The organism is Halotolerantifilum yawarlongkerapense, assembly GCF_054506745.1.
The window spans coordinates 1,106,886-1,124,894 of the sequence record NZ_CP199719.1; the positions used below are offsets into that span (position 1 = coordinate 1,106,886).

Genomic DNA, 18,009 nt, shown 5'->3' on the forward strand with positions numbered 1-18,009 from the left:
AAGAACCCTCCAAAAAAATCCGGTGCGATGCACCGGATGACTTCACTCTTTAAGATGTTTTCGTCTCTTTCACGAGGCTGCTCACTTCAGCGTTTACCCTGCCGGTGATATCGGATTGCGTTGATGTGAGGTGGTTCAATCGATTGACTTCCTCGTCTATACTTCTCAACTCGCCCGCCAATTGGCCCAATATTTCACGGATTTCATCGGCGAAGGACTTCGAGTTATTCGCCAACTTTTGAATCTCCACAGCCACCACCGAGAAGCCTTTACCCGCTTCTCCCGCTCTCGCCGCTTCAATATTGGCATTCAGTCCCAAGATCTTCGTCTTTTGTGCGATTTTGTCTACGTACTGTATGATTTTATCCGATTCTTCAATGTAGGAGTTAGATTTTTCCGTCGTATCCAAGAGGATCTGGCTGATCTCCTCTAAGCTCGCCACGGATTCTTGGCTGCTCGCCATCAGGGCGTCGATTGCCTCTGATGTGGTCGTGATCGCCTCGAGCTGCCTGTTCATCTCCTCCATACGCCTCAAATCTTGATTGACCAGCATCATCAATAGATACGCACCTTGCGAATCGATGATCGTACAGTTTTCAAAATTCTCCCTGAGTAGTTTCATAACATTCTCACTGCCCGTGGCTTCAATGATCACATCTGTCTCCATACACTGGATCGAGAGAAAATCATCAGAATAGGGAATACCCAGCTCTTTCGCCAGCTGGATGCCGGGTGCATCGAAATTTCTGTCTATGATTCGATTCACCCGGATTTCTTCATGGTCCGTTAGGGAAGAGAGTAATGCACGACCACCATCACCCGCTCCAACGATTGCAATTCTCATCTTACGGTTGCCCCCTTAAGTAAAGAAAAAAGTAGTACACTCTATTACAGTCTATTCCATTTTAACATAATTAGACAGGCCAATACAAAAATTTAAGAAGCTCCCGATCTCTCGAGAGCTCCTCTCTGGTCATCAGACTTGCTGCATCCCTAACTCGAAGGCTTTGAGGTTGATTTCCACGTATTTATCCTTCACTACTGCTCTGAGCACAGACTCCCAATCGATGTCCGTTAAGCCCATGGCTTTCACGAGTGCACCCACCATGACGACGTTCATCGTCCGAATATTTCCAAGCCCCTTCGCGAGGTCGGCCGCATCCACAAGCGTGAGATCCACTTTCGATTCTAGCTCGTCGATGATGCCCTCAGGATAATCCACGGAGCCGGTCAGAATCGGAGCAGAAGGCATGCGATATTTATTGATGACCACTTTGCCATCGGGGCGTAAGTAGTCCATCCACTTGACCGTTTCCATTTCCTCGAAGGAAACCAGGATATCGGCTTGGCCAAGTCCGATAATCGGAGAGTAAACTTTCTCTCCAAACCGGACCTGAGTGGTTACAGAACCCCCACGCTGGGCCATACCGTGCACTTCACTCATCTTGACATCGTATCCAGCTTGAATCAATCCAGTGGAAAGAATCTTCGACGCTAAGATGATCCCCTGACCGCCGACACCGGATAAGAGCATATTCTTGATGTTAGCCATGATTACTCACCCACCTTTGCAATGGCATCGAAGGGACAAGCCTGTGCACACACGCTACAACCCACGCACAGCGTCTCGTCGATATGTGATTTCTTCGTTTCTTTATCAAAGCTGATCGCAGGACAACCCGTGCGGATACACATTTTGCAACCGCGACACTTTACTTCCTCCACCTGGTAAACCTTCGGCGTCAGATCGAACTCCTCGAAATCCTCTGTGGAGAATCGCTTCAGTGCACAGGGCCAGCGCGTGATGATCACCGAGGGACCTTCGCTGGCGAGGGCTTGGTCGAGGGCCTTGTTCGTCGCATCGAGATCGAGCGGATTCACCGATACGACGTGATCAATGCCAATAGCTTTCACCAGCTTCGGAATATCGATCTCTTTCACACGATCACCAGAAAGGGTATACCCTGTACCGGGGTTCTCCTGGTGGCCCGTCATGCCGGTAATCCTGTTATCCAAGATCACCGTCACGGTATTTCCACCGTTGTATGCCACGTCGATCAGCGAGTTCACGCCCGTATGGAAGAAGGTCGAGTCACCGATGACCGAGACCACTTTTTTATCTACCCCGTGACGCTCGAACGCTTTGGATGCCCCGTGACCCATGGAAATGGATGCACCCATACAAATCACGGTGTCCGTGGCGTTCAGCGGCTCTGCAGCACCCAGTGTGTAACAACCGATGTCGCCGGTGATCATAACATTTTTCTTCTTGCTCAGGGCGAAGAAGAAACCGCGGTGAGGACAACCCGCACATAAGGTCGGGGGTCTGCTGACAATTTTATCCTCATCAATCTGTACAATCTCGCGTTCCTCTTGGAGGAGTGATTTGGCCACGATATCAGGATTGAGCTCGCCGATGTTGGGGATCAACGCCTTACCCGTGCATGCGATGCCCGCCGCTTTCATCTGTTCTTCCATGAAAGGCTCGAGTTCTTCTACGACGTATAGTGTTTCCACTTCATCGGCGAAGGCCCTGATCTTGTCCATGGGCAGAGGATAGCTAAATCCGATCTTCAAGTAAGAAGCGCTGTCGCCAAAGACTTCCTTGGCATAGTTGTAGGCCACACCGTTTGTCACAATACCAATTTTCTTGTCGTTCCACTCGATGCGATTTAACGGTGTTTCGTTCGCGTACTTCTCTAAAGCGACCAATCGATCTTCTACAATGGGATGCAAGCGTCTTGCATTGGCCGGCGCGGATATGAATTTTTCTGGTTTTTTCTCATAAGGAACAATCGCTTTGTCCTCGCGTTCATCAAAACTCACGATCCCCTTTGAGTGACAGATACGAGTGGTCATGCGGAAGAGAACGGCTGTATCAAAGGTCTCGCTGATTTTGTAAGCTTCTTTGATAAAGTCCTTCGCTTCTTGCGAGTCGCTGGGCTCTACGCACGCAATTTTTGCGAACTTGGCGTAGTAACGGTTATCCTGCTCGTTTTGAGAACTGTGGCAACCGGGATCGTCGGCGCTAATGAGCACCAGTCCACCGGTCACGCCGGTGTAACCTAAGGTGAAGAGTGGATCTGCCGCCACGTTCACACCCACATGCTTCATCGCGGCCAAGGAACGAACGCCAGCAATCGACGCCCCGATGGCTGCTTCGAGAGCTACCTTTTCATTCGGAGCCCACTCTGAAACGATCTCTTCTTTATAGTGAATCACATTCTCCAGGATCTCCGTACTCGGTGTTCCTGGATATGCCGTTGCATAGGTCACCCCTGCCTCATAGGCACCACGGGCTACCGCTTCATTACCGGTCATAAATTCCTTTTTCACGATTCCACTCCTAACCTTCCTTGTGGGCCGCGATCATGCGTCCCAAAGCAATCGAGTAAAGCTTAGCACTAGCACTATCCGCACGCGATACCAAGACGATCGGTGCCTTAGCACCCATAACGATTCCAGCTGACTCTGCGCCAGCCATATAGGTCATCGATTTTCCGATGCCGTTGCCCATTTCAATGGTCGGAACCAATAAGAAATCCACATCGCCGGCGATTTGGCTCTTGAAATTCTTCGTCTCCGCCGCCTCTTTCGATACGGCCAGATCGAAGGCCAGAGGTCCCTCGACGATCCTGTCCTCCGCCCCTTGAAAGAACGATGCCAATTGGGCCGCGTCTACCGTCGCCTGCATCTTGTCCGAGACCTTTTCCTTGGCAGCCAGGCAAGCCACCTTCACGGGGTCTATGCCCAGTGCAGTTCCGACGATCACACCATTCTCCACAATCTGTTTCTTTTGTTCGAACGTTGGTGCGATGTTCATGCCCCCATCGGACAACAACAATAATTTATGGTAGGTTGGTACTTCGTAGATCATGACATGCGATAGCAGAGAAGATGTTCGAAGACCCTTTTCCTTATCGAGGACTGCCTTCATGAGGATTGAGGTGTCGATCAGCCCTTTCATGAGGAAGTCTGCTTTCCCCTCTCGGACGAGTTTCACGGCCTTTTCAGCTGATTCATCGAGCGATTCCGCCTCGTATACATCGTATGCCGAAAGGTCAATGTCCAGCTGCTCTGCCACGAGTGAAATAGCATCGATATCACCCACGAGCTTGGCCTCGATGATGCCTAAATCGCGGGCTTCCTCTACCGCTTCAAGTACATGGGCATCTTCCGCAGCTGCCACAGCGAGGACCATCTGATCCCCGGTTTGCGCGGCTTCGATCAATTGCTTCAGATCCTTAATCACGCGATCCCTCCTGTTAAAATATTTTAGTATACCTTCAACATTTTTCGTAACTCACCCTCATTGTACATGATTTCACAGGGGGGTGCAACAAAAAACACCGCCCTAATGGGCGATGTTCTCTTGTTTCACCTGTTGCAGCCAGGCGCGTGTGATCGGATCATCTTGGAGTTCCAAACTTTTTTCAAATAGAGATTGGGCGGTCCAGGGATCCTTCTCGTAGTAGGTGGCGATTCCCAGGTTGCAAAGCAACTCGTGATCGGTGGGGTTGAGCCCAACGGCCTCTTTGTACAGACGCTTGGCCTGTGTAAAGTCCCCAGTGGCCATGAAGCAAAGCCCCAGCTCATTCAAGGTTTCAAGATGGCCTGTGTTCAGGTCGAGCACTTTTTTCAACACCTTGATCGCGTCGTCAAAGCGCTCGAGCTGACGATAGGCCACCCCGATGAAAAAGTAGAGCTGCCACCAATCATCATGTCGGTCGGCAAGAGGCAATAGCAACTCGAGTCCTTCTTGCGCCCTTCCCGCGAGTACGAGCGAGGTCCCTTCTTCAAAATCTACCTGATGCTCTAACTTCGGCAGATGATCGAGAATCTCGTCGCGCATGGATTCGTTCAGATCTTCACTGGCCAGCGCAGCACGCCACGTTTTCTTCGCCCGTCCGAAGGATTTTTGATTGTAGTAGAGAAATCCCAGGTGAAAATCGATACCACCGAACTCCGGATAGAGCGTCGATAGATACTCGAAGGTCTGCAGGGCGAGCTTCTCAAAAAAGACTTTCTCCCCTTCCGCCGACAGATCGACCAACAAACGACCGATGTTATAATCCACATCGAGGGAAGGACCGTAGACCGATCGGTAACCTAAGAGGAAGAGCAGCGCATCACTGTAACGACCGGCAGTGGCCTCTTCAAGACCGGCGATCAAGAGCGCCTGTCGTTCCTCCTCATCCAATCGCACCAACAACGCGCGATAGCCTGCAGCCGCTTCGATCCCCGGGTCCATGGCCAGAACCCTCAGCATGTTGGAAAAGAGCTCATCACCGCCAAAAGCATCGATGTCTTCACCCATGACCGCCTCGGATACGGTTTTCACCGATACGGGTAAGGGGAGTTCCGGAGGAACCACGCCATCTTTTATCCGCACCTCCCGATCCTCACGCACCTGTACGAAGGCAAGGCGCTCCGCGTATGGTTTGAAGTACGATGAGAGTGCTTTTAGTAAAAAATCCATCTATCTCAGATACCTCCTGACATTCTTATCGATAATCTTTCGCTTGTAAAGATCGAAATAATCGTAGTGATCGGAGCGCAGCACTTTGATCTTTTCCTCGCAAGAGCAGATGTGCACTTCACGAATAAAATCATTGCTCATTTTACTTCCATCACAAGCCACGATGACCTCGCGAATATTGGCTTTCACTATCTTGAAATCCAAGGTTGTATCCTGTGGAACGATGAGGCTTGATTCCAGGGGACGATTGATGCTGTTGTCGTTGGGATGAATCGGTGTGATTTGAAACACATCGAGATCCGAATGCATCACGGCACCACCGGCCCAGATCGCGTAACCTGTGGCCCCAATCGGTGTCGAGACGATAAAACCATCTCCTGTGAAGTAATTGAACGCCTTATCGTTGATGAACATCTTCACTTCCATCAGCTTGGGCTCGAGATGCTTGATCACGATTTCATTGAAGGCAAAGTCCTCGATTACTTTTCCGCGGACCGTCTTTGATTTCACCTTGAGCAGTGGATAAGAGACCACGCGGTAGTTACCGTTCTCCAGAATGTCCATGAGTTCTTCCAGATGATCCGTCATGATGCTCGGTAGAAATCCCAGGGAACCCGTATCGACGCCAATAAAGGGTAATCCCATGGAGCGATACCGTCGGATGGCACTGAGCATCGTGCCATCTCCACCGATTACCACGATCAGGTCGGGATTCTTTCGGGTCAATTGTATCCCGCGTTCTTTGAACAATGTCAGGAGACGGTCTTTCACTTTCAAACTGTACTTCTTGTTGTTGTGGTGGAGTAAAACTCGTTTCATCAGATCGCCTCCTTTCTAAGAAAAATACCTGGAGAACTCTCTTTTCCTACGTGAGGAAGTCGCTAGTTCCCGGAACAAAAAAGCTCTGTAGATCATCAGCACAGCTACGAAGCCCTGTAAGATCAATGATTGAACCAGTAGATAAAGGTAATAACCACCCACGGGAATCTGCCAGACGATCGGCAAGACCCACAGGGCAATCAAGCGGTAAACTGCAAAAATGACCGCCCCGAAGAGGACGTTCGGGATCAACCAATTGAACCAATCGGTTTTGATAAATTGGAAACTAAAGACCACGCTATCCCATTCCGAATAATACTTCTGATAGATGACTTCCGGAAGTGGGTTTAAAAAGAGGATCAATAGCAGGTTTGCTAAGGGGATGAGGTAACCGAACAAGGGGTGGATGAAAGTAAGGGGTCTAGCCAGAATATTCAATCCAAAATTGAAAACAAAGACCATGAAAGCCATGATGTAGACCTTCCTGAGGTAGACGGTAAACCCGGCCTTGAAATCGTCGAAGTCAAAGCTCCCCCGCATGAGGATGCGGTCGATGAGATGCAGGTAATTCGAAATTATCGCAGCCTGCATCAAGTAGAGTAGGATTCCCCCGAGGAAAGACAGGGAGAGCGCCACACGCCCGACGATCAAAGCGACCAAAAGATAGGGCATGCCAACGAGGAGAATCGTCAGATTCTTGCGGAAGGCGGTGAGCGCCTTCGGAATAACTTTTCTATTGACAATCAGCAGATCGCTGAGGTAGGACATATATTTTCAACTCCTCACAGAACAATGGGATGCATGGGGTGTCTACCCAGATAATCGGCTCGACTCCTGTCCACCAGATAATCGACAGCCGTTTCCCCCGGTAAGGGTGGCTGTTCGAAATGAACGAAAACCACTTGCTTCATCGCCTTCTTATCACTCACACCGGACAGGTGGGGCAAGTATCTCTGCCGATGGACAGGATCATTCAGAAACTGATAGCAACGGTTCTGGTAATCTGCGGGCTCTTCTCGCTCGAAGAGCTGCTGGATACCGCGGTAACCAGAAGCCTGCGCATCATAGATCAAGGTCTCCTGGAGGGATGCCTTCTTTGTACCACCCACGCGGTGGATGAAATCCCAAAGCAAACGGCTCTTTTCCGCTTGGCCCAGTGATCGGGAAAGCGCACCGACATCTTGTAGATACCCGCGATAATCCAGTAGAAACCGAGACCAGCTGTTTCCGTACAACGATCGGGTCAACCTTAGAAGGGTCTGTCGGAAGAGCCCGGTGTTGTAAAAACCATCGATCACATGTTCGATATCCGAAAGAACTCCCATCTCCTCATAAGTTAGCCATTTGCTTTGAAGCACCTGGTATGGCGGTTGCAAAGCCGCAATATACCCATAGCGGTCCGCATCCTCGCGAAGAGCAGTACCCCGTATCAATTTCAAGAATCCAAGCTGCATCATATGGGGTTCGAGGGACATCACATCGTCGATGGAGCATAGGAATCGATCGAAGGTTTCTTCAGGTAACCCTGCGATCAGATCGAGATGCACATGGTGTCTATCCAGATCGATCAGCGCTTCGATCGCAGGCTTCATCTGTTCGAAAGGCATCGGGCGGTTGACCGCCTCGAGGGTGGGCCCATGCGTGCTCTGGATACCGATTTCAAACTGAAAGAGTCCCTGACGAGCGGAGGCTAGGATCTCGAGCATCTCTTGGTCGAGCAAATGGGCGGTCATCTCAAAATGAAAATTCGTCTTCCCCCGATCGATCGATACCAGATATGCCATGATTTCCTTGGCTCGTTCTGCACGCACATTGAAGGTGCGATCCACACATTTGACCTGCTTGACCCCGGCCTTAACAAAGGTCAAGAAGTCCTCCTTCACGCGCTCTAACGACGAGAAACGAACCCCCCTTGTCGTAGATGAGAGGCAGTAGCTACAATGATAAGGACACCCGCGGCTGGTCTCATAATACAGGATCCTGTTCTTATACTGTTTCAGATCACCATAAGGCATAGTCTCAAAATCTTTGGGAGGGAGAGGAGGCGCCTGTCCCTGGTCTTTGATGTGATCACCGTCTCGATAGACCAAACCGGGGATCGTGGCGTAAGGCTTGCCACAGGCCAGTTCAACGAGGGCCTTTTCCCCCTCTCCAGCGATAATGCAGTCGACGAAAGACTTCGTTTCAAGCAAGGCCCTGGCGCCAAAACTGACCTCCGGTCCACCGAGCAGAATGCCACCATCAGGCCGCAACCGCTTCAATTCTTCAGCGAGCAAAAGCGTTTCCTCGCGATTCCAGATATAAGTGGAAAAGGCCACCAGATCAGCGTTAGATTCGTAAAGTGTTCTCAAAATAGCATAGACGTCACCATTGATCGACCATTCTCCTACTGAAACACGCACCTTCGCATGACGCAGGGCAGCGGCCAGCTGGTGGATGGCCAGACTCGTGTGGGTGAACCGGCTATTGAGTGTGACGAGGTAAACGTGCACGTTGCCCCTCCTTCCTCCAAAAAAGCTTCTCACCTATTATAACATAGATGTTCAGCGGTTTCCCCCCGCTTTCTTATGGTACAATAGGGGCATAAGAAGGGAGGCGCCAAACGATGGCCATCATGTCTTCACGATTGATTCGACACGAGATTTGCAAAGATGAGTTGAAAGCAATGGGTGCGAACATGCTCGACATCCAGGGCATCATGTACTACGTCAAGTTCAACCTCGAAGGTCACCCCATCTCCTATATGTACCACCTCAAAGAGGATAATACCTTCTACATGGAGCGGATCAAACCCTACACGATGCCACTTGGAGATTACGATAACGAGGAAGATATCGTCGATGTCATCCGCATTGATATCGATCAGTTCCGCAACGCGATGCATTCAAAGAACTTCGAACGGTTCATCACCATCGACGATCATATATCAACCCTCGTTCGCCTCTTTGAGGACCTGTTCCTCTATTACAACATCGATAAACAGGACCTCGATCAACTGGATGGTCGCGTGAACGCTGTGCTTGAAACCATTCTGACGATCATGGAAAAATCCAATCGCGTGTACAAGAAGAAGGATCCCGACGTCCTCAGGGAGCAGTTCGACTTCGATCGCTAATGAAAAAAAATCCCCCCTCATCGAGGGGGGATTTCCTATTACATTTCTTCTGGTGCTCCGAGGCTGATGAGGTACAGACCGTTTTTGATTGTCTGACCTGCCGCTTTGACTAGAGCCAAGCGCGCTTTTCTCAGCTCAGCATCCTCCACTAGGATCGCGTTGTCATGGTAAAACTTGTTGAAAGCTTTGGCAAGATCCGAAATATGACGCGTGACCAGTGAAGGCTCATACTTCCGCGAAGCATCCACGATCACCTCGGGATACTTGGCAATCAATCGAACGACCTCTAACGAAGCTTCATCGTCAAGTAACTGGTAATCAGCTCCTGTGAGATCATAGCCTCCGGCTTTTTTCAAAACGCTCTGGCTTCTTGCGTAGGTGTACTGCACATAAGGACCCGAATCCCCTTCAAAAGTAAGGGTGCTATCCCAGCTGAAGGTGTAATCCTTGATGCGGTTATTCGACAGTTCCTGGAAGACCACAGCGCCGATACCCACCTGCTTGGCTACTTCTTCTTTGTTCTCGAGGTTCGGATTCTTTTCCTCGATGATCTCTTTCGTCTTTTCGACGGCCTTGTTTAGCACATCCTCAAGGAAGACCACGCGTCCGCGCCGCGTTGAAAGCGATCCTTCTTCGAGCGCTACCATGCCGAAGTCTACGTGAGTACAATCGTTATACCACTCGTACCCCATCAACTCAACAATTTTAAACCACTGTTGGAAGTGGAGTCGTTGCTGGCTACCCACAACGTAGATGTTCTTATCAAAATCGTAGTGCTTTTTTCGGTAGATAGCCGCGGCAATATCACGTGTGATATACAGTGTGGACCCATCGGATTTCGTCACGAGAGCCGGTGGCATCCCGTAGGGCTCGAGATCAACGATCTCCGCACCATCGGATTTCTTCAAGATATTCTTCTCTCGCAGTTCGGTGAGCACTTCTGGCATTTTATCGGAATAGAATGACTCGCCTGCAAAGGAGTCGAAGTGTACACCCAGCATCTTGTACACACGATTGAACTCCATCAGGCTCACGTCTTTGATCCACTTCCACAGCTCGTAGGCTTCCTGGTCACCCTGCTCGAGTTTGAAAAACCATGCGCGCGCCTCGTTGTCCATCTCCGGGTTCTTCTCGGCCTCTTCGTGGAACCGCACATAGAGTTTCAGTAGTTCGGGAATCGGATTCTTCTCGATGGTCTCCCGATCTCCCCAGAGCTTGAAAGCTACAATTAATTTCCCGAACTGCGTCCCGTAATCGCCCAGATGATTGATGGCCACTGTATCGTACCCCAGAGCCTGATGGATTCTGTAGAGAGAATTTCCGATCATCGTGCTCCGAATATGACCCATGTGGAAAGGTTTCGCAATATTGGTTGAGGAAAACTCAACGATCACCGTTTGTCCTTTTCCAAGATCCGATTGCCCGTAAGCTTCCCCCGCCTCATTCACCGTCTCCAGTACGGATTTTGCAAAAGTACCAGGGTCAATTTTAAAGTTCAGGTACCCGCCCGCAGCCTCCACAGTGGAGAAAAGTGCATGGTCCTTGAAATGATCAGCCAGGGACTCTGCGATCAACTGGGGACTTTTCCTGAAGACTTTGGCCAGGCGGAAACAGGGAAATGCAAAATCACCCAGATGGGCATACTTGGGATACTCGATGGCCACTTCAATTTCCGCGGCTGTCATCGTTTCAATATGGGGTGCTAGTCCCTTTGCAATTTCTTCCTTAAATTGAATCATGATTTACCTCCTCGTGTCTCTCAAAAAGTCAAAAAATCCCCTACCCCCCTCGGGATAAGAGACGAAAACCGTTGGGTTTCGCGGTACCACTCTTCTTGGCGATCAAACCTGACCGCCCGCTTGATGTCCCGTAAGGGTGGACTACCCGTGGGCCTACTGTCATCTTCTTTCGGCCACACGTCTCCGGGGTGCGTTTCGCGAAGCAAAATCCCCTGGGCTCCCACCAATCCCCAGGTCGCTAAACGAGATCCTTTGCTAGCTACTCTCCCCTTCATCGACACTTTTTCGATGCGTCAAGTTTACCATATTCCGGTGACCTTGACAAGCGCTGAGGAAAGCGTTGGGTTTCCCCCGAAGATGGTTTATAATAAAAGGATAAAGGGGAATCGAAGATCATGAGAAAACAAATATCACTCGTTAAGATACTCATCGGCATCAATATCACGCTCTATGTGGTCACGGTCCTCCTCGGTGGTCCCACCTTGGAGAATCTCATCTTACTCGGTGCAAAGTTCAACCTGCGCATCGCCGACGGGGAATACTACCGGCTGTTGACCAGCATGTTTCTACACGCCAACATCTACCATTTGCTATTTAACAACCTTGCCCTCTATGTCCTCGGACAAGATATCGAGCGCATCTACGGCAAGGGGCGCTTCCTGATTATCTACATGTCAGCCGGTCTTTTCGGAAGCCTCGGGAGTTACCTTTTTAACCCCAGCATCGCCATCGGAGCGAGCGGCGCGATCTTTGGCCTGCTCGGTGCCAACCTCTACCTCTACCATCTCAATAAGGATGCCTACCGCCGCATCTACGGCAACCAGATGATCGTACTCCTCGGCATCAACGTGGCCTTCGGTTTCATGATGCCCCAGATCGACAACTACGCTCACCTCGCCGGACTCTTCGGTGGCTACGCCTGCGCCTGGGCGACGGGAATCCAATTCGAACGTAGGAACGTGAAGATCCGACCCTTTCTGCGCGTGGTCTTGCCCCTCTTTTTCGCCGCCGCTCTTTTCTTCGGCACACAGCTTTACATCGACAGTTTTTCCTACTATTTCGAGTCCGGTATCGATGCCATCCGGCAGAATGATCTCCGGGCAGCACAAGAGTCCTTTGAAAAGGCAAGAGAGCTCAAGCCCGATGACCCGGATCTACTCGAGATCTTACAGTATTTCGAATCCAACTGATCGCAAAAAGGATGGTCCCTCCAACTGGGGGACCATCCTTTTTTTACTTGAGATCTTCTTCCGAAATCACACGGAGACCCGCCTTCATGAGTAGGGCGGCTGTTTTGCCAGGACCCAACACACTCTGGCCGCTGAAAGTACCATCGTACCTCCGGTGCACGCCACAGGAGGGGCTGCCTTCTTTTAAAAGCGCACTATGGGCCCCAACGCGCTTAGCAATGCGCAGTGATCGAACAGCTCCAAGATCGAATGCAGCTGTAACGTCTTCACCTACGGTATTCCTCACACGGTCTCCTGAGATTTCAGCGGGTTGCCTCGGTGTATCGAGCCCGCCCAAGACCTCTGGACAAAGGGCCACGAAGGGTTTTTCTGCCAAGAAAACCTGTACAGAAGCATCGGTTTTTCGCTTGCCATCATAACGACAGGGAATGCCGACGAGACAGGCGCTCACCAACCACATGGCTTACTCCTTCAGCGTGACCACCGTCACACCGGTGCCACCCTCGTTGTACTTCCCATCTCTGAACTCAGCAATCTGCCCGTGACGTTTCACATACTCTTGAACACCTTTTCGGAGGGCACCCGTTCCCTTTCCGTGGATGATGCGAAGCTCCTTGAGGTTCGAGAGCGATGCCTCATCGATAAATTTATCCAATCGCATCCTGGCCTCTTCCAGATCATCTCCGCGCAGATCTATCTCTGTACTCGCCGAACGCCCAACACCGCTGAACCTCCGGCTGGCCTGCGGTTGGGCGGGCTTCGTCTTCTTGCCGATGACCTCGATCTTGTTGAGGGGGACCATCATTTTCATGACGCCCATTTGCACCTGTACCTCATCGGCGTGCTCATCCGCACGGAGGACTTCGCCCTCCTGCCCGAGATGAAGCACCTTCACGCGGTCGCCCACCGCGACGCGCTCAGGCGGCGCTTCGTTCACGACCTCACGATCGAAAACTGTTTCCGTGACTTCACCGAGCTCTTCTCTCAAACGGCTTTTCGCCTGATCGAGTTGATGCTGGTCGACTTTGGCCGTCGATTCCATTTCCCTCAGGGTCTTCATGACCTCATCGGCACTGTCCTTGGCGCGCTTTAAGATGCTACGCGCCTCGTCCTTTGCCTTCTTCACCACCTGATCCCGCTGTGACGACAAGGATTCTCTCTCCTGTTCCAGCGACTTTTTCAAGCGTTCAACATCGAGACGCAACCTCAGCGCATCGTTCCTGTCCTCTTCCGCTTCCTTTCGGTTTCGCTCGATACCCTCGATGATCTCTTCAAAAGCGATGTCATCGTGGTGGACCAGATGTCGCGCTTCATCGATCAGATCGTCCGATAGACCCAATCGCTTGCTGATCTCGAAGGCGTTGGATTTTCCCGGTACGCCGATCAGGAGCTTGTAGGTAGGACTAAGCGTGGCGACATCAAACTCGACGCTCGCGTTCTCAATCCCCTCGGTGATCACGGCAAATTGCTTCAGTTCAGTATAGTGCGTCGTCGCGATCGTCCGGATCCCATCCTTGTAAAGGCGCTTGAGGATGGCCATAGCCAGCGCAGCACCTTCCGTGGGATCGGTGCCCGCACCCAGTTCATCGAAAAGGACCAGCGAACGATCGTCTACACGCTCCAAGATCTCCACGATATTTGTCATGTGTGAAGAGAAAGTGGAGAGGGATTGTTCGATGGACTGCTCATCGCCGATATCGGCAAATACCTTTTCGAAAATTGCCAGCTCCGTCCCGTGATCCGCAGGAACGAATAAGCCAGACTGCATCATCAGCGTCAAGAGGCCGACGGTCTTGAGCGTGACCGTCTTCCCACCGGTGTTTGGCCCCGTGATCAACAGGGTCTTGAAGTGGTCGCCGAGCCACACGTTTGTAGGGACGACTTCCTCAACGGGTATGCTGGGGTGTCTACCGTTGACAATCCGCAGGTAACCCCTCTGGTTGATCTCCGGTCGCACGGCCCCCATATCTAGCGCCAGCTTCGCCTTGGCCAGTAGGAAGTCTAGGGCCTTTAGAAGATTTTCATTTTGAAGGAGAGCCGTCCCAAAAGTGGCGATCCGATCGGTGAATACAGATAAGATCCGCTCAATCTCCTTGCTTTCATCGATATGAAGTTCCCTTAACTCGTTGTTCAGATTGACCACGGCCATCGGTTCTACGTATACCGTGTTGCCACTGGCCGATTGGTCATGGATCATGCCCTTGATTTGCTTCTTATACTCGTTTTTCACGGGGATACAAAACCGCCCGTCACGTATGGTGATCAACCGCTCTTGAAGGATCGAAGCGTAGCGCTGCGAGCTGATCATGCTATCGAGGCGATCCCGAATCGATTGATTCTTCGAGTCGATACGCCGCCGGATCGTGCGTAACTCAGGGGAAGCGTTGTCACTGATCTCCTGATCTGACAAGATTGCAGCCTCGATGTCTTTCTCGAGTTCCGACTGGATCACCAGTCCCTCGGCAAAGCCGAAAAGGCGACCGAATTTCTCTCGCTGGGTGTCCGACTCTGTGAAGAATCTCCTGAGAACACGGGTGGTGCGCAAGGTGTCGCCGACCTGGAGAATCTCCCGTGGTGTTAACGTGCTACCGATGCTTGCCTTTTTCACCGTGGTCCCCATGGGATGCACGGGCCCGAAGGGAATCCCCGCTTTCTCCAGCAGGAGTTGTACCATCTCATCTAGATCGGCGTGCGCTTCTTTGATCGCATAGGGTGACGTCATGGGTTCTAGCTCGTCGATCATCTCGTTGCCGAGGCTGGAGGAAACGTATCCCCGCAGCCGACCGTACACCTTGTCGATCTCGAGCACCCTAAAGCTTCTGGCGTTCACTTCTCATTCCTCCTATCGCACTCCGCTGTAGAAAGCACCACGCGACTCAGGCGTTTCAGGATACGCGCATTCGCGTAAATAGGCTGACAGTACAGCTTCCGTTCTTTCTGCCGACTCATCGGTCAGGATAATCCTGTACCGATGACAAGTCCCCGTGAAATCCTTTGGTTCCAGGTGGATGGGCTCGGGAGCAAACACCTGGTGGTGCTCTTCATCAAGATCCACGTAGGGATACCGGTCTCCGCGTTCGTCCTCTAGGGCCACCACACCTTCTTGCCGCATCGCCCCGCGGTCTCGAATGGTCATCAGGGGGAGCCTGCCGTAGACGATGAGCTCTATCTCGACGCCCGGAACATGTAAGTTTCTAATCTCATCAAGGCTTAGTTCGGGAGATGCTGTCACCACATCCATGCCCCGGTCCGACAGGAAGGTTACCGTCTGCCGGTTAAAAACATTCAATGTGAAGTCAGCGACACTAGCGTGCTCGAGATCGCCCAGGGTGCGGGCAACTAGTGCGCGTTGATCTGCCCTTCCCGTAAAACGCCCGATCCGAAAAATCCGACCGTCTTCAGCGATGGGACCATCGAGCTCCGTGTAGATCGCATGCACATCAAAACGTCGCACCACATCCAGCTGTTCGGCCGTCCGCACCTGCACCACCGCACGCGGTGATGCTTGGATACGTGTGGGCTTTACTGTCTCGAGGGGCTCGAGGCCTTGTCGTTCAGCTCGCTCCGGGTGCCATTGCATCCGTAGGGCCGCAAGAGCCTCCACTGCTTTTCGACGCAGTGCATTGAGCTCGGACACCGGTAGAAAACGATCGGGTACCAAGCGGATCTCCAGTTGTAAAAGTGCATAGGGTGTGTCGCCCATCTTTATCAACTGCTCCCGCACCTTCTCCTCCGTTAGCGGAGCTTTGCGGGCCGGTTGTGCCTCCTGATCTGCAACCACGGTAACGGTCCCTTTGCCATCCGTTAGGGTGAGGACCGGCGGCCCCTGGTCCTCTAGGATGAACTGTCCGGATACTGGTATCGATCGTCTCCCCTCGTGCACACGAAGGGCTAACCGATCGTTCAATCGCACATCGAAGGTCTTGAAAACGTCCGCCCCTCTAGGAACCGCGTGCTTAAAGGGAAATTTAACCAAATCGCCAGAGGCACCCTCTTCCACAGGTTCCCCGCTCATAAAGAGGCGTTCCACACGACCACCCACGCGCCTTCCACCGGTCGTGGATACCTGGATATCATCTTGCGCGGCGAGATCCCCAGACAGCCTAACGTAAAGGTACCCCTCTCGCTCATCTTCCACCCGACCGATGGGAACTCCCCTGTGACCGGGCAAATCGTGAGCGCCCATCTCATGGTCCTTGAACAGATGACCCGTGGTGAATCCACGGTTGAAGAGGCGCGCCAATGCTTCTTTCGCACCGGCTACCACCTGTCCATCGATGGCACGCCGATAGGTCTCCACAACGCCTGCCACGTAGGCCGGTGATTTCATCCGCCCCTCGATCTTGAAGGAGACCGGTGCCAGCGACTTGAGTTCACCGAGGTGATCGAGCACGTTCAAATCCTTCTGGCTCAGATAATGAGTCCGTCCCCTCTTGATTCCCTCCCCATCAATCGCCGTATAGGCCAAGCGACAGGGTTGCGCGCAAGCACCGCGGTTGCCACTACGACCACCGATGTACGCACTCATGAGACAGGCCCCGGAATAAGCTGTGCACAGGGCCCCGTGCACAAAAATCTCCAAGGGTACAGTCGTCTTGTCACGTATGGCGCGTAGCTCCTCGATGCTCATTTCCCGCGCGACCACCACGCGGCTGAAACCCATCTTTTCCAAGAAGAGCACATCCTCGAGGCTCTGCGCGGTCATCTGGGTGCTCGCGTGCCGTTCAAAATCCGGGTACCGCTCGGCCACCACGCGGGCCAAGCCGAGATCCTGAAGGATCAGCGCATCCACATCCGCACGGTAGAGGGTATCGACGATGGCTAGCGCCTCGTCAAACTCCTCCTCTTTGATGAGGGTGTTCATCGTGACATAAATCGCCACGTTGTGATTGTGGGCGCGCTGGACGGCACCTTGCAGGTTTCCCGACTCAAAATTCGTCGCGAACTGCCGGGCGCCGAATCGCTCGACACCCAGGTACACGGCATCAGCTCCGGCGGCAATCGCCGCTTCAAGTGATTCTGGTGAGCCCGCCGGAGCGAGCAATTCTATGCTTAACATACTTTCACCTCAAAAAAGAAAGTGGCTATTACACCACTTTACTGAGTCGATTCATCTTCTTCTTCTTCAACGATGGCCTCGAGTTCCTCGCGTGTGGTGCCGAGTTCTACTTCGAGTCTCTGGACAAAATGATTGGAGTCGCTGAGCTCCCGTTCTTTTTTCTCTAACTCCTCATTGAGGAAATCCATCTTTCGCTTGAGTTTTGAGATGTCACTCTCGTATGCCGTCGATGTTTCGATCAAATGGGTGAACTCCGAGATCATGCGCTCGTAGGCTTTGTTTCTCTGGTCGAACTCACTGGTGACCTTCTGCAGCTCGTCGCGCGTCACCTTGAGCTCATACTCGGGGTCATCGAACCTTTTTTTCATCTCCTCGTAATCGCTTTTCATCTTGTGGTACTCATCGGCGATATTTAGCGCCGTCAATACCGCGATCATCGAGTTCGACAGCTTATCGTTCTTGTCCATGGTTTCGCGCATCTTATCATCCACGTACAAAGCCAGTCGCTGGATGTACTCGCGACTATCCTCGCTCCGCAGGGGGTAATCCTTGCCGAAAATTCTGACGGTAACCTTGTTCATCATGGGCATGGCGCGCACTCCTTTTCC

At 51.9% G+C, this 18,009-nt stretch carries 15 protein-coding genes and 1 other annotated feature; of the genes, 2 read left to right on the plus strand and 13 right to left on the minus strand.

Going from position 1 to position 18,009, the window contains the following annotated elements:
* Positions 1-49: 49 nt before the first annotated feature.
* The 8 genes from ACULM0_RS05410 to ACULM0_RS05445 all read right to left on the minus strand — a co-directional run bounded on the left by ACULM0_RS05410 (position 50) and on the right by ACULM0_RS05445 (position 8,790).
* On the minus strand, positions 50-844 hold the full coding sequence (locus ACULM0_RS05410; protein ID WP_463679409.1) for a methyl-accepting chemotaxis protein: 795 nt from the start codon (positions 842-844) through the stop codon (positions 50-52).
* Positions 845-976: 132 nt separating this feature from the next.
* Positions 977-1,552 carry an indolepyruvate oxidoreductase subunit beta gene (locus ACULM0_RS05415; RefSeq protein ID WP_463679410.1) on the minus strand — a complete coding sequence of 192 codons (576 nt, stop codon included), beginning with the start codon at positions 1,550-1,552 and terminating at the stop codon, positions 977-979.
* 2 nt (positions 1,553-1,554) lie between these two features.
* Positions 1,555-3,336 carry an indolepyruvate ferredoxin oxidoreductase subunit alpha gene (iorA, locus tag ACULM0_RS05420; RefSeq protein WP_463679411.1) on the minus strand — a complete coding sequence of 594 codons (1,782 nt, stop codon included), beginning with the start codon at positions 3,334-3,336 and terminating at the stop codon, positions 1,555-1,557.
* A 10-nt stretch (positions 3,337-3,346) separates the two neighbouring features.
* Positions 3,347-4,252 carry a bifunctional enoyl-CoA hydratase/phosphate acetyltransferase gene (locus ACULM0_RS05425; protein ID WP_463679412.1) on the minus strand — a complete coding sequence of 302 codons (906 nt, stop codon included), beginning with the start codon at positions 4,250-4,252 and terminating at the stop codon, positions 3,347-3,349.
* Positions 4,253-4,354: 102 nt separating this feature from the next.
* Positions 4,355-5,479 carry a tetratricopeptide repeat protein gene (locus ACULM0_RS05430; RefSeq protein ID WP_463679413.1) on the minus strand — a complete coding sequence of 375 codons (1,125 nt, stop codon included), beginning with the start codon at positions 5,477-5,479 and terminating at the stop codon, positions 4,355-4,357.
* Positions 5,480-6,298, minus strand: coding sequence for an NAD(+)/NADH kinase (locus ACULM0_RS05435; RefSeq protein WP_463679414.1), 819 nt, complete (start codon positions 6,296-6,298; stop codon positions 5,480-5,482).
* A gap of 15 nt (positions 6,299-6,313) precedes the next feature.
* Positions 6,314-7,066 carry a hypothetical protein gene (locus ACULM0_RS05440; protein WP_463679415.1) on the minus strand — a complete coding sequence of 251 codons (753 nt, stop codon included), beginning with the start codon at positions 7,064-7,066 and terminating at the stop codon, positions 6,314-6,316.
* A 14-nt stretch (positions 7,067-7,080) separates the two neighbouring features.
* The gene (locus ACULM0_RS05445; RefSeq protein WP_463679416.1) at positions 7,081-8,790 is read right to left on the minus strand and encodes a B12-binding domain-containing radical SAM protein; all 1,710 of its coding nucleotides are present in this window, start codon (positions 8,788-8,790) and stop codon (positions 7,081-7,083) included.
* Positions 8,791-8,903: 113 nt separating this feature from the next.
* On the opposite strand from ACULM0_RS05445, the gene ACULM0_RS05450 reads away from it, so the two are divergent.
* Positions 8,904-9,413 carry a hypothetical protein gene (locus ACULM0_RS05450; RefSeq protein ID WP_463679417.1) on the plus strand — a complete coding sequence of 170 codons (510 nt, stop codon included), beginning with the start codon at positions 8,904-8,906 and terminating at the stop codon, positions 9,411-9,413.
* A gap of 38 nt (positions 9,414-9,451) precedes the next feature.
* Here ACULM0_RS05450 and argS read toward each other — a convergent pair whose 3' ends face one another.
* Complete coding sequence (argS, locus tag ACULM0_RS05455) at positions 9,452-11,149, minus strand: arginine--tRNA ligase (RefSeq protein WP_463679856.1); 1,698 nt, start codon at positions 11,147-11,149, stop codon at positions 9,452-9,454.
* Between the two features lie 57 nt (positions 11,150-11,206).
* Positions 11,207-11,436: a binding site (T-box leader), on the minus strand.
* A 111-nt stretch (positions 11,437-11,547) separates the two neighbouring features.
* Between argS and ACULM0_RS05460 the strand changes: the two genes are divergently transcribed.
* The gene (locus ACULM0_RS05460) at positions 11,548-12,342 is read left to right on the plus strand and encodes a rhomboid family intramembrane serine protease (protein ID WP_463679418.1); all 795 of its coding nucleotides are present in this window, start codon (positions 11,548-11,550) and stop codon (positions 12,340-12,342) included.
* Between the two features lie 43 nt (positions 12,343-12,385).
* Here the strand turns inward: ACULM0_RS05460 and ACULM0_RS05465 are convergent, their stop codons facing one another.
* The 4 genes from ACULM0_RS05465 to zapA are packed head-to-tail and all read right to left on the minus strand — an operon-like array spanning position 12,386 to position 17,991.
* A complete protein-coding gene (locus ACULM0_RS05465; protein WP_463679419.1) occupies positions 12,386-12,802 on the minus strand; it encodes a 2-thiouracil desulfurase family protein in 417 nt (138 codons plus the stop codon).
* A 3-nt stretch (positions 12,803-12,805) separates the two neighbouring features.
* Positions 12,806-15,172 (minus strand): endonuclease MutS2, encoded by a 2,367-nt coding sequence (locus ACULM0_RS05470; protein ID WP_463679420.1) that lies wholly within the window; start codon positions 15,170-15,172, stop codon positions 12,806-12,808.
* A 12-nt stretch (positions 15,173-15,184) separates the two neighbouring features.
* Positions 15,185-17,401, minus strand: a complete 2,217-nt coding sequence (locus tag ACULM0_RS05475; protein WP_463679421.1) for a peptidase U32 family protein — start codon at positions 17,399-17,401, stop codon at positions 15,185-15,187.
* Positions 17,402-17,439: 38 nt separating this feature from the next.
* Positions 17,440-17,991 carry a cell division protein ZapA gene (gene zapA / locus ACULM0_RS05480; RefSeq protein WP_463679422.1) on the minus strand — a complete coding sequence of 184 codons (552 nt, stop codon included), beginning with the start codon at positions 17,989-17,991 and terminating at the stop codon, positions 17,440-17,442.
* Between the last annotated feature and the right edge of the window lie 18 nt (positions 17,992-18,009).

Coding starts and splice junctions, on each gene's coding strand:
- ACULM0_RS05410 (WP_463679409.1), bottom strand. CDS start 844: ATGAGAATTGCAATCGTTGGAGCGGGTGATGGTGGTCGTGCATTACTC.
- ACULM0_RS05415 (WP_463679410.1), bottom strand. CDS start 1,552: ATGGCTAACATCAAGAATATGCTCTTATCCGGTGTCGGCGGTCAGGGG.
- ACULM0_RS05430 (WP_463679413.1), bottom strand. CDS start 5,479: ATGGATTTTTTACTAAAAGCACTCTCATCGTACTTCAAACCATACGCG.
- ACULM0_RS05435 (WP_463679414.1), bottom strand. CDS start 6,298: ATGAAACGAGTTTTACTCCACCACAACAACAAGAAGTACAGTTTGAAA.
- ACULM0_RS05440 (WP_463679415.1), bottom strand. CDS start 7,066: ATGTCCTACCTCAGCGATCTGCTGATTGTCAATAGAAAAGTTATTCCG.
- ACULM0_RS05450 (WP_463679417.1), top strand. CDS start 8,904: ATGGCCATCATGTCTTCACGATTGATTCGACACGAGATTTGCAAAGAT.
- ACULM0_RS05460 (WP_463679418.1), top strand. CDS start 11,548: ATGAGAAAACAAATATCACTCGTTAAGATACTCATCGGCATCAATATC.
- ACULM0_RS05465 (WP_463679419.1), bottom strand. CDS start 12,802: ATGTGGTTGGTGAGCGCCTGTCTCGTCGGCATTCCCTGTCGTTATGAT.
- ACULM0_RS05475 (WP_463679421.1), bottom strand. CDS start 17,401: ATGTTAAGCATAGAATTGCTCGCTCCGGCGGGCTCACCAGAATCACTT.
- zapA (WP_463679422.1), bottom strand. CDS start 17,991: ATGCCCATGATGAACAAGGTTACCGTCAGAATTTTCGGCAAGGATTAC.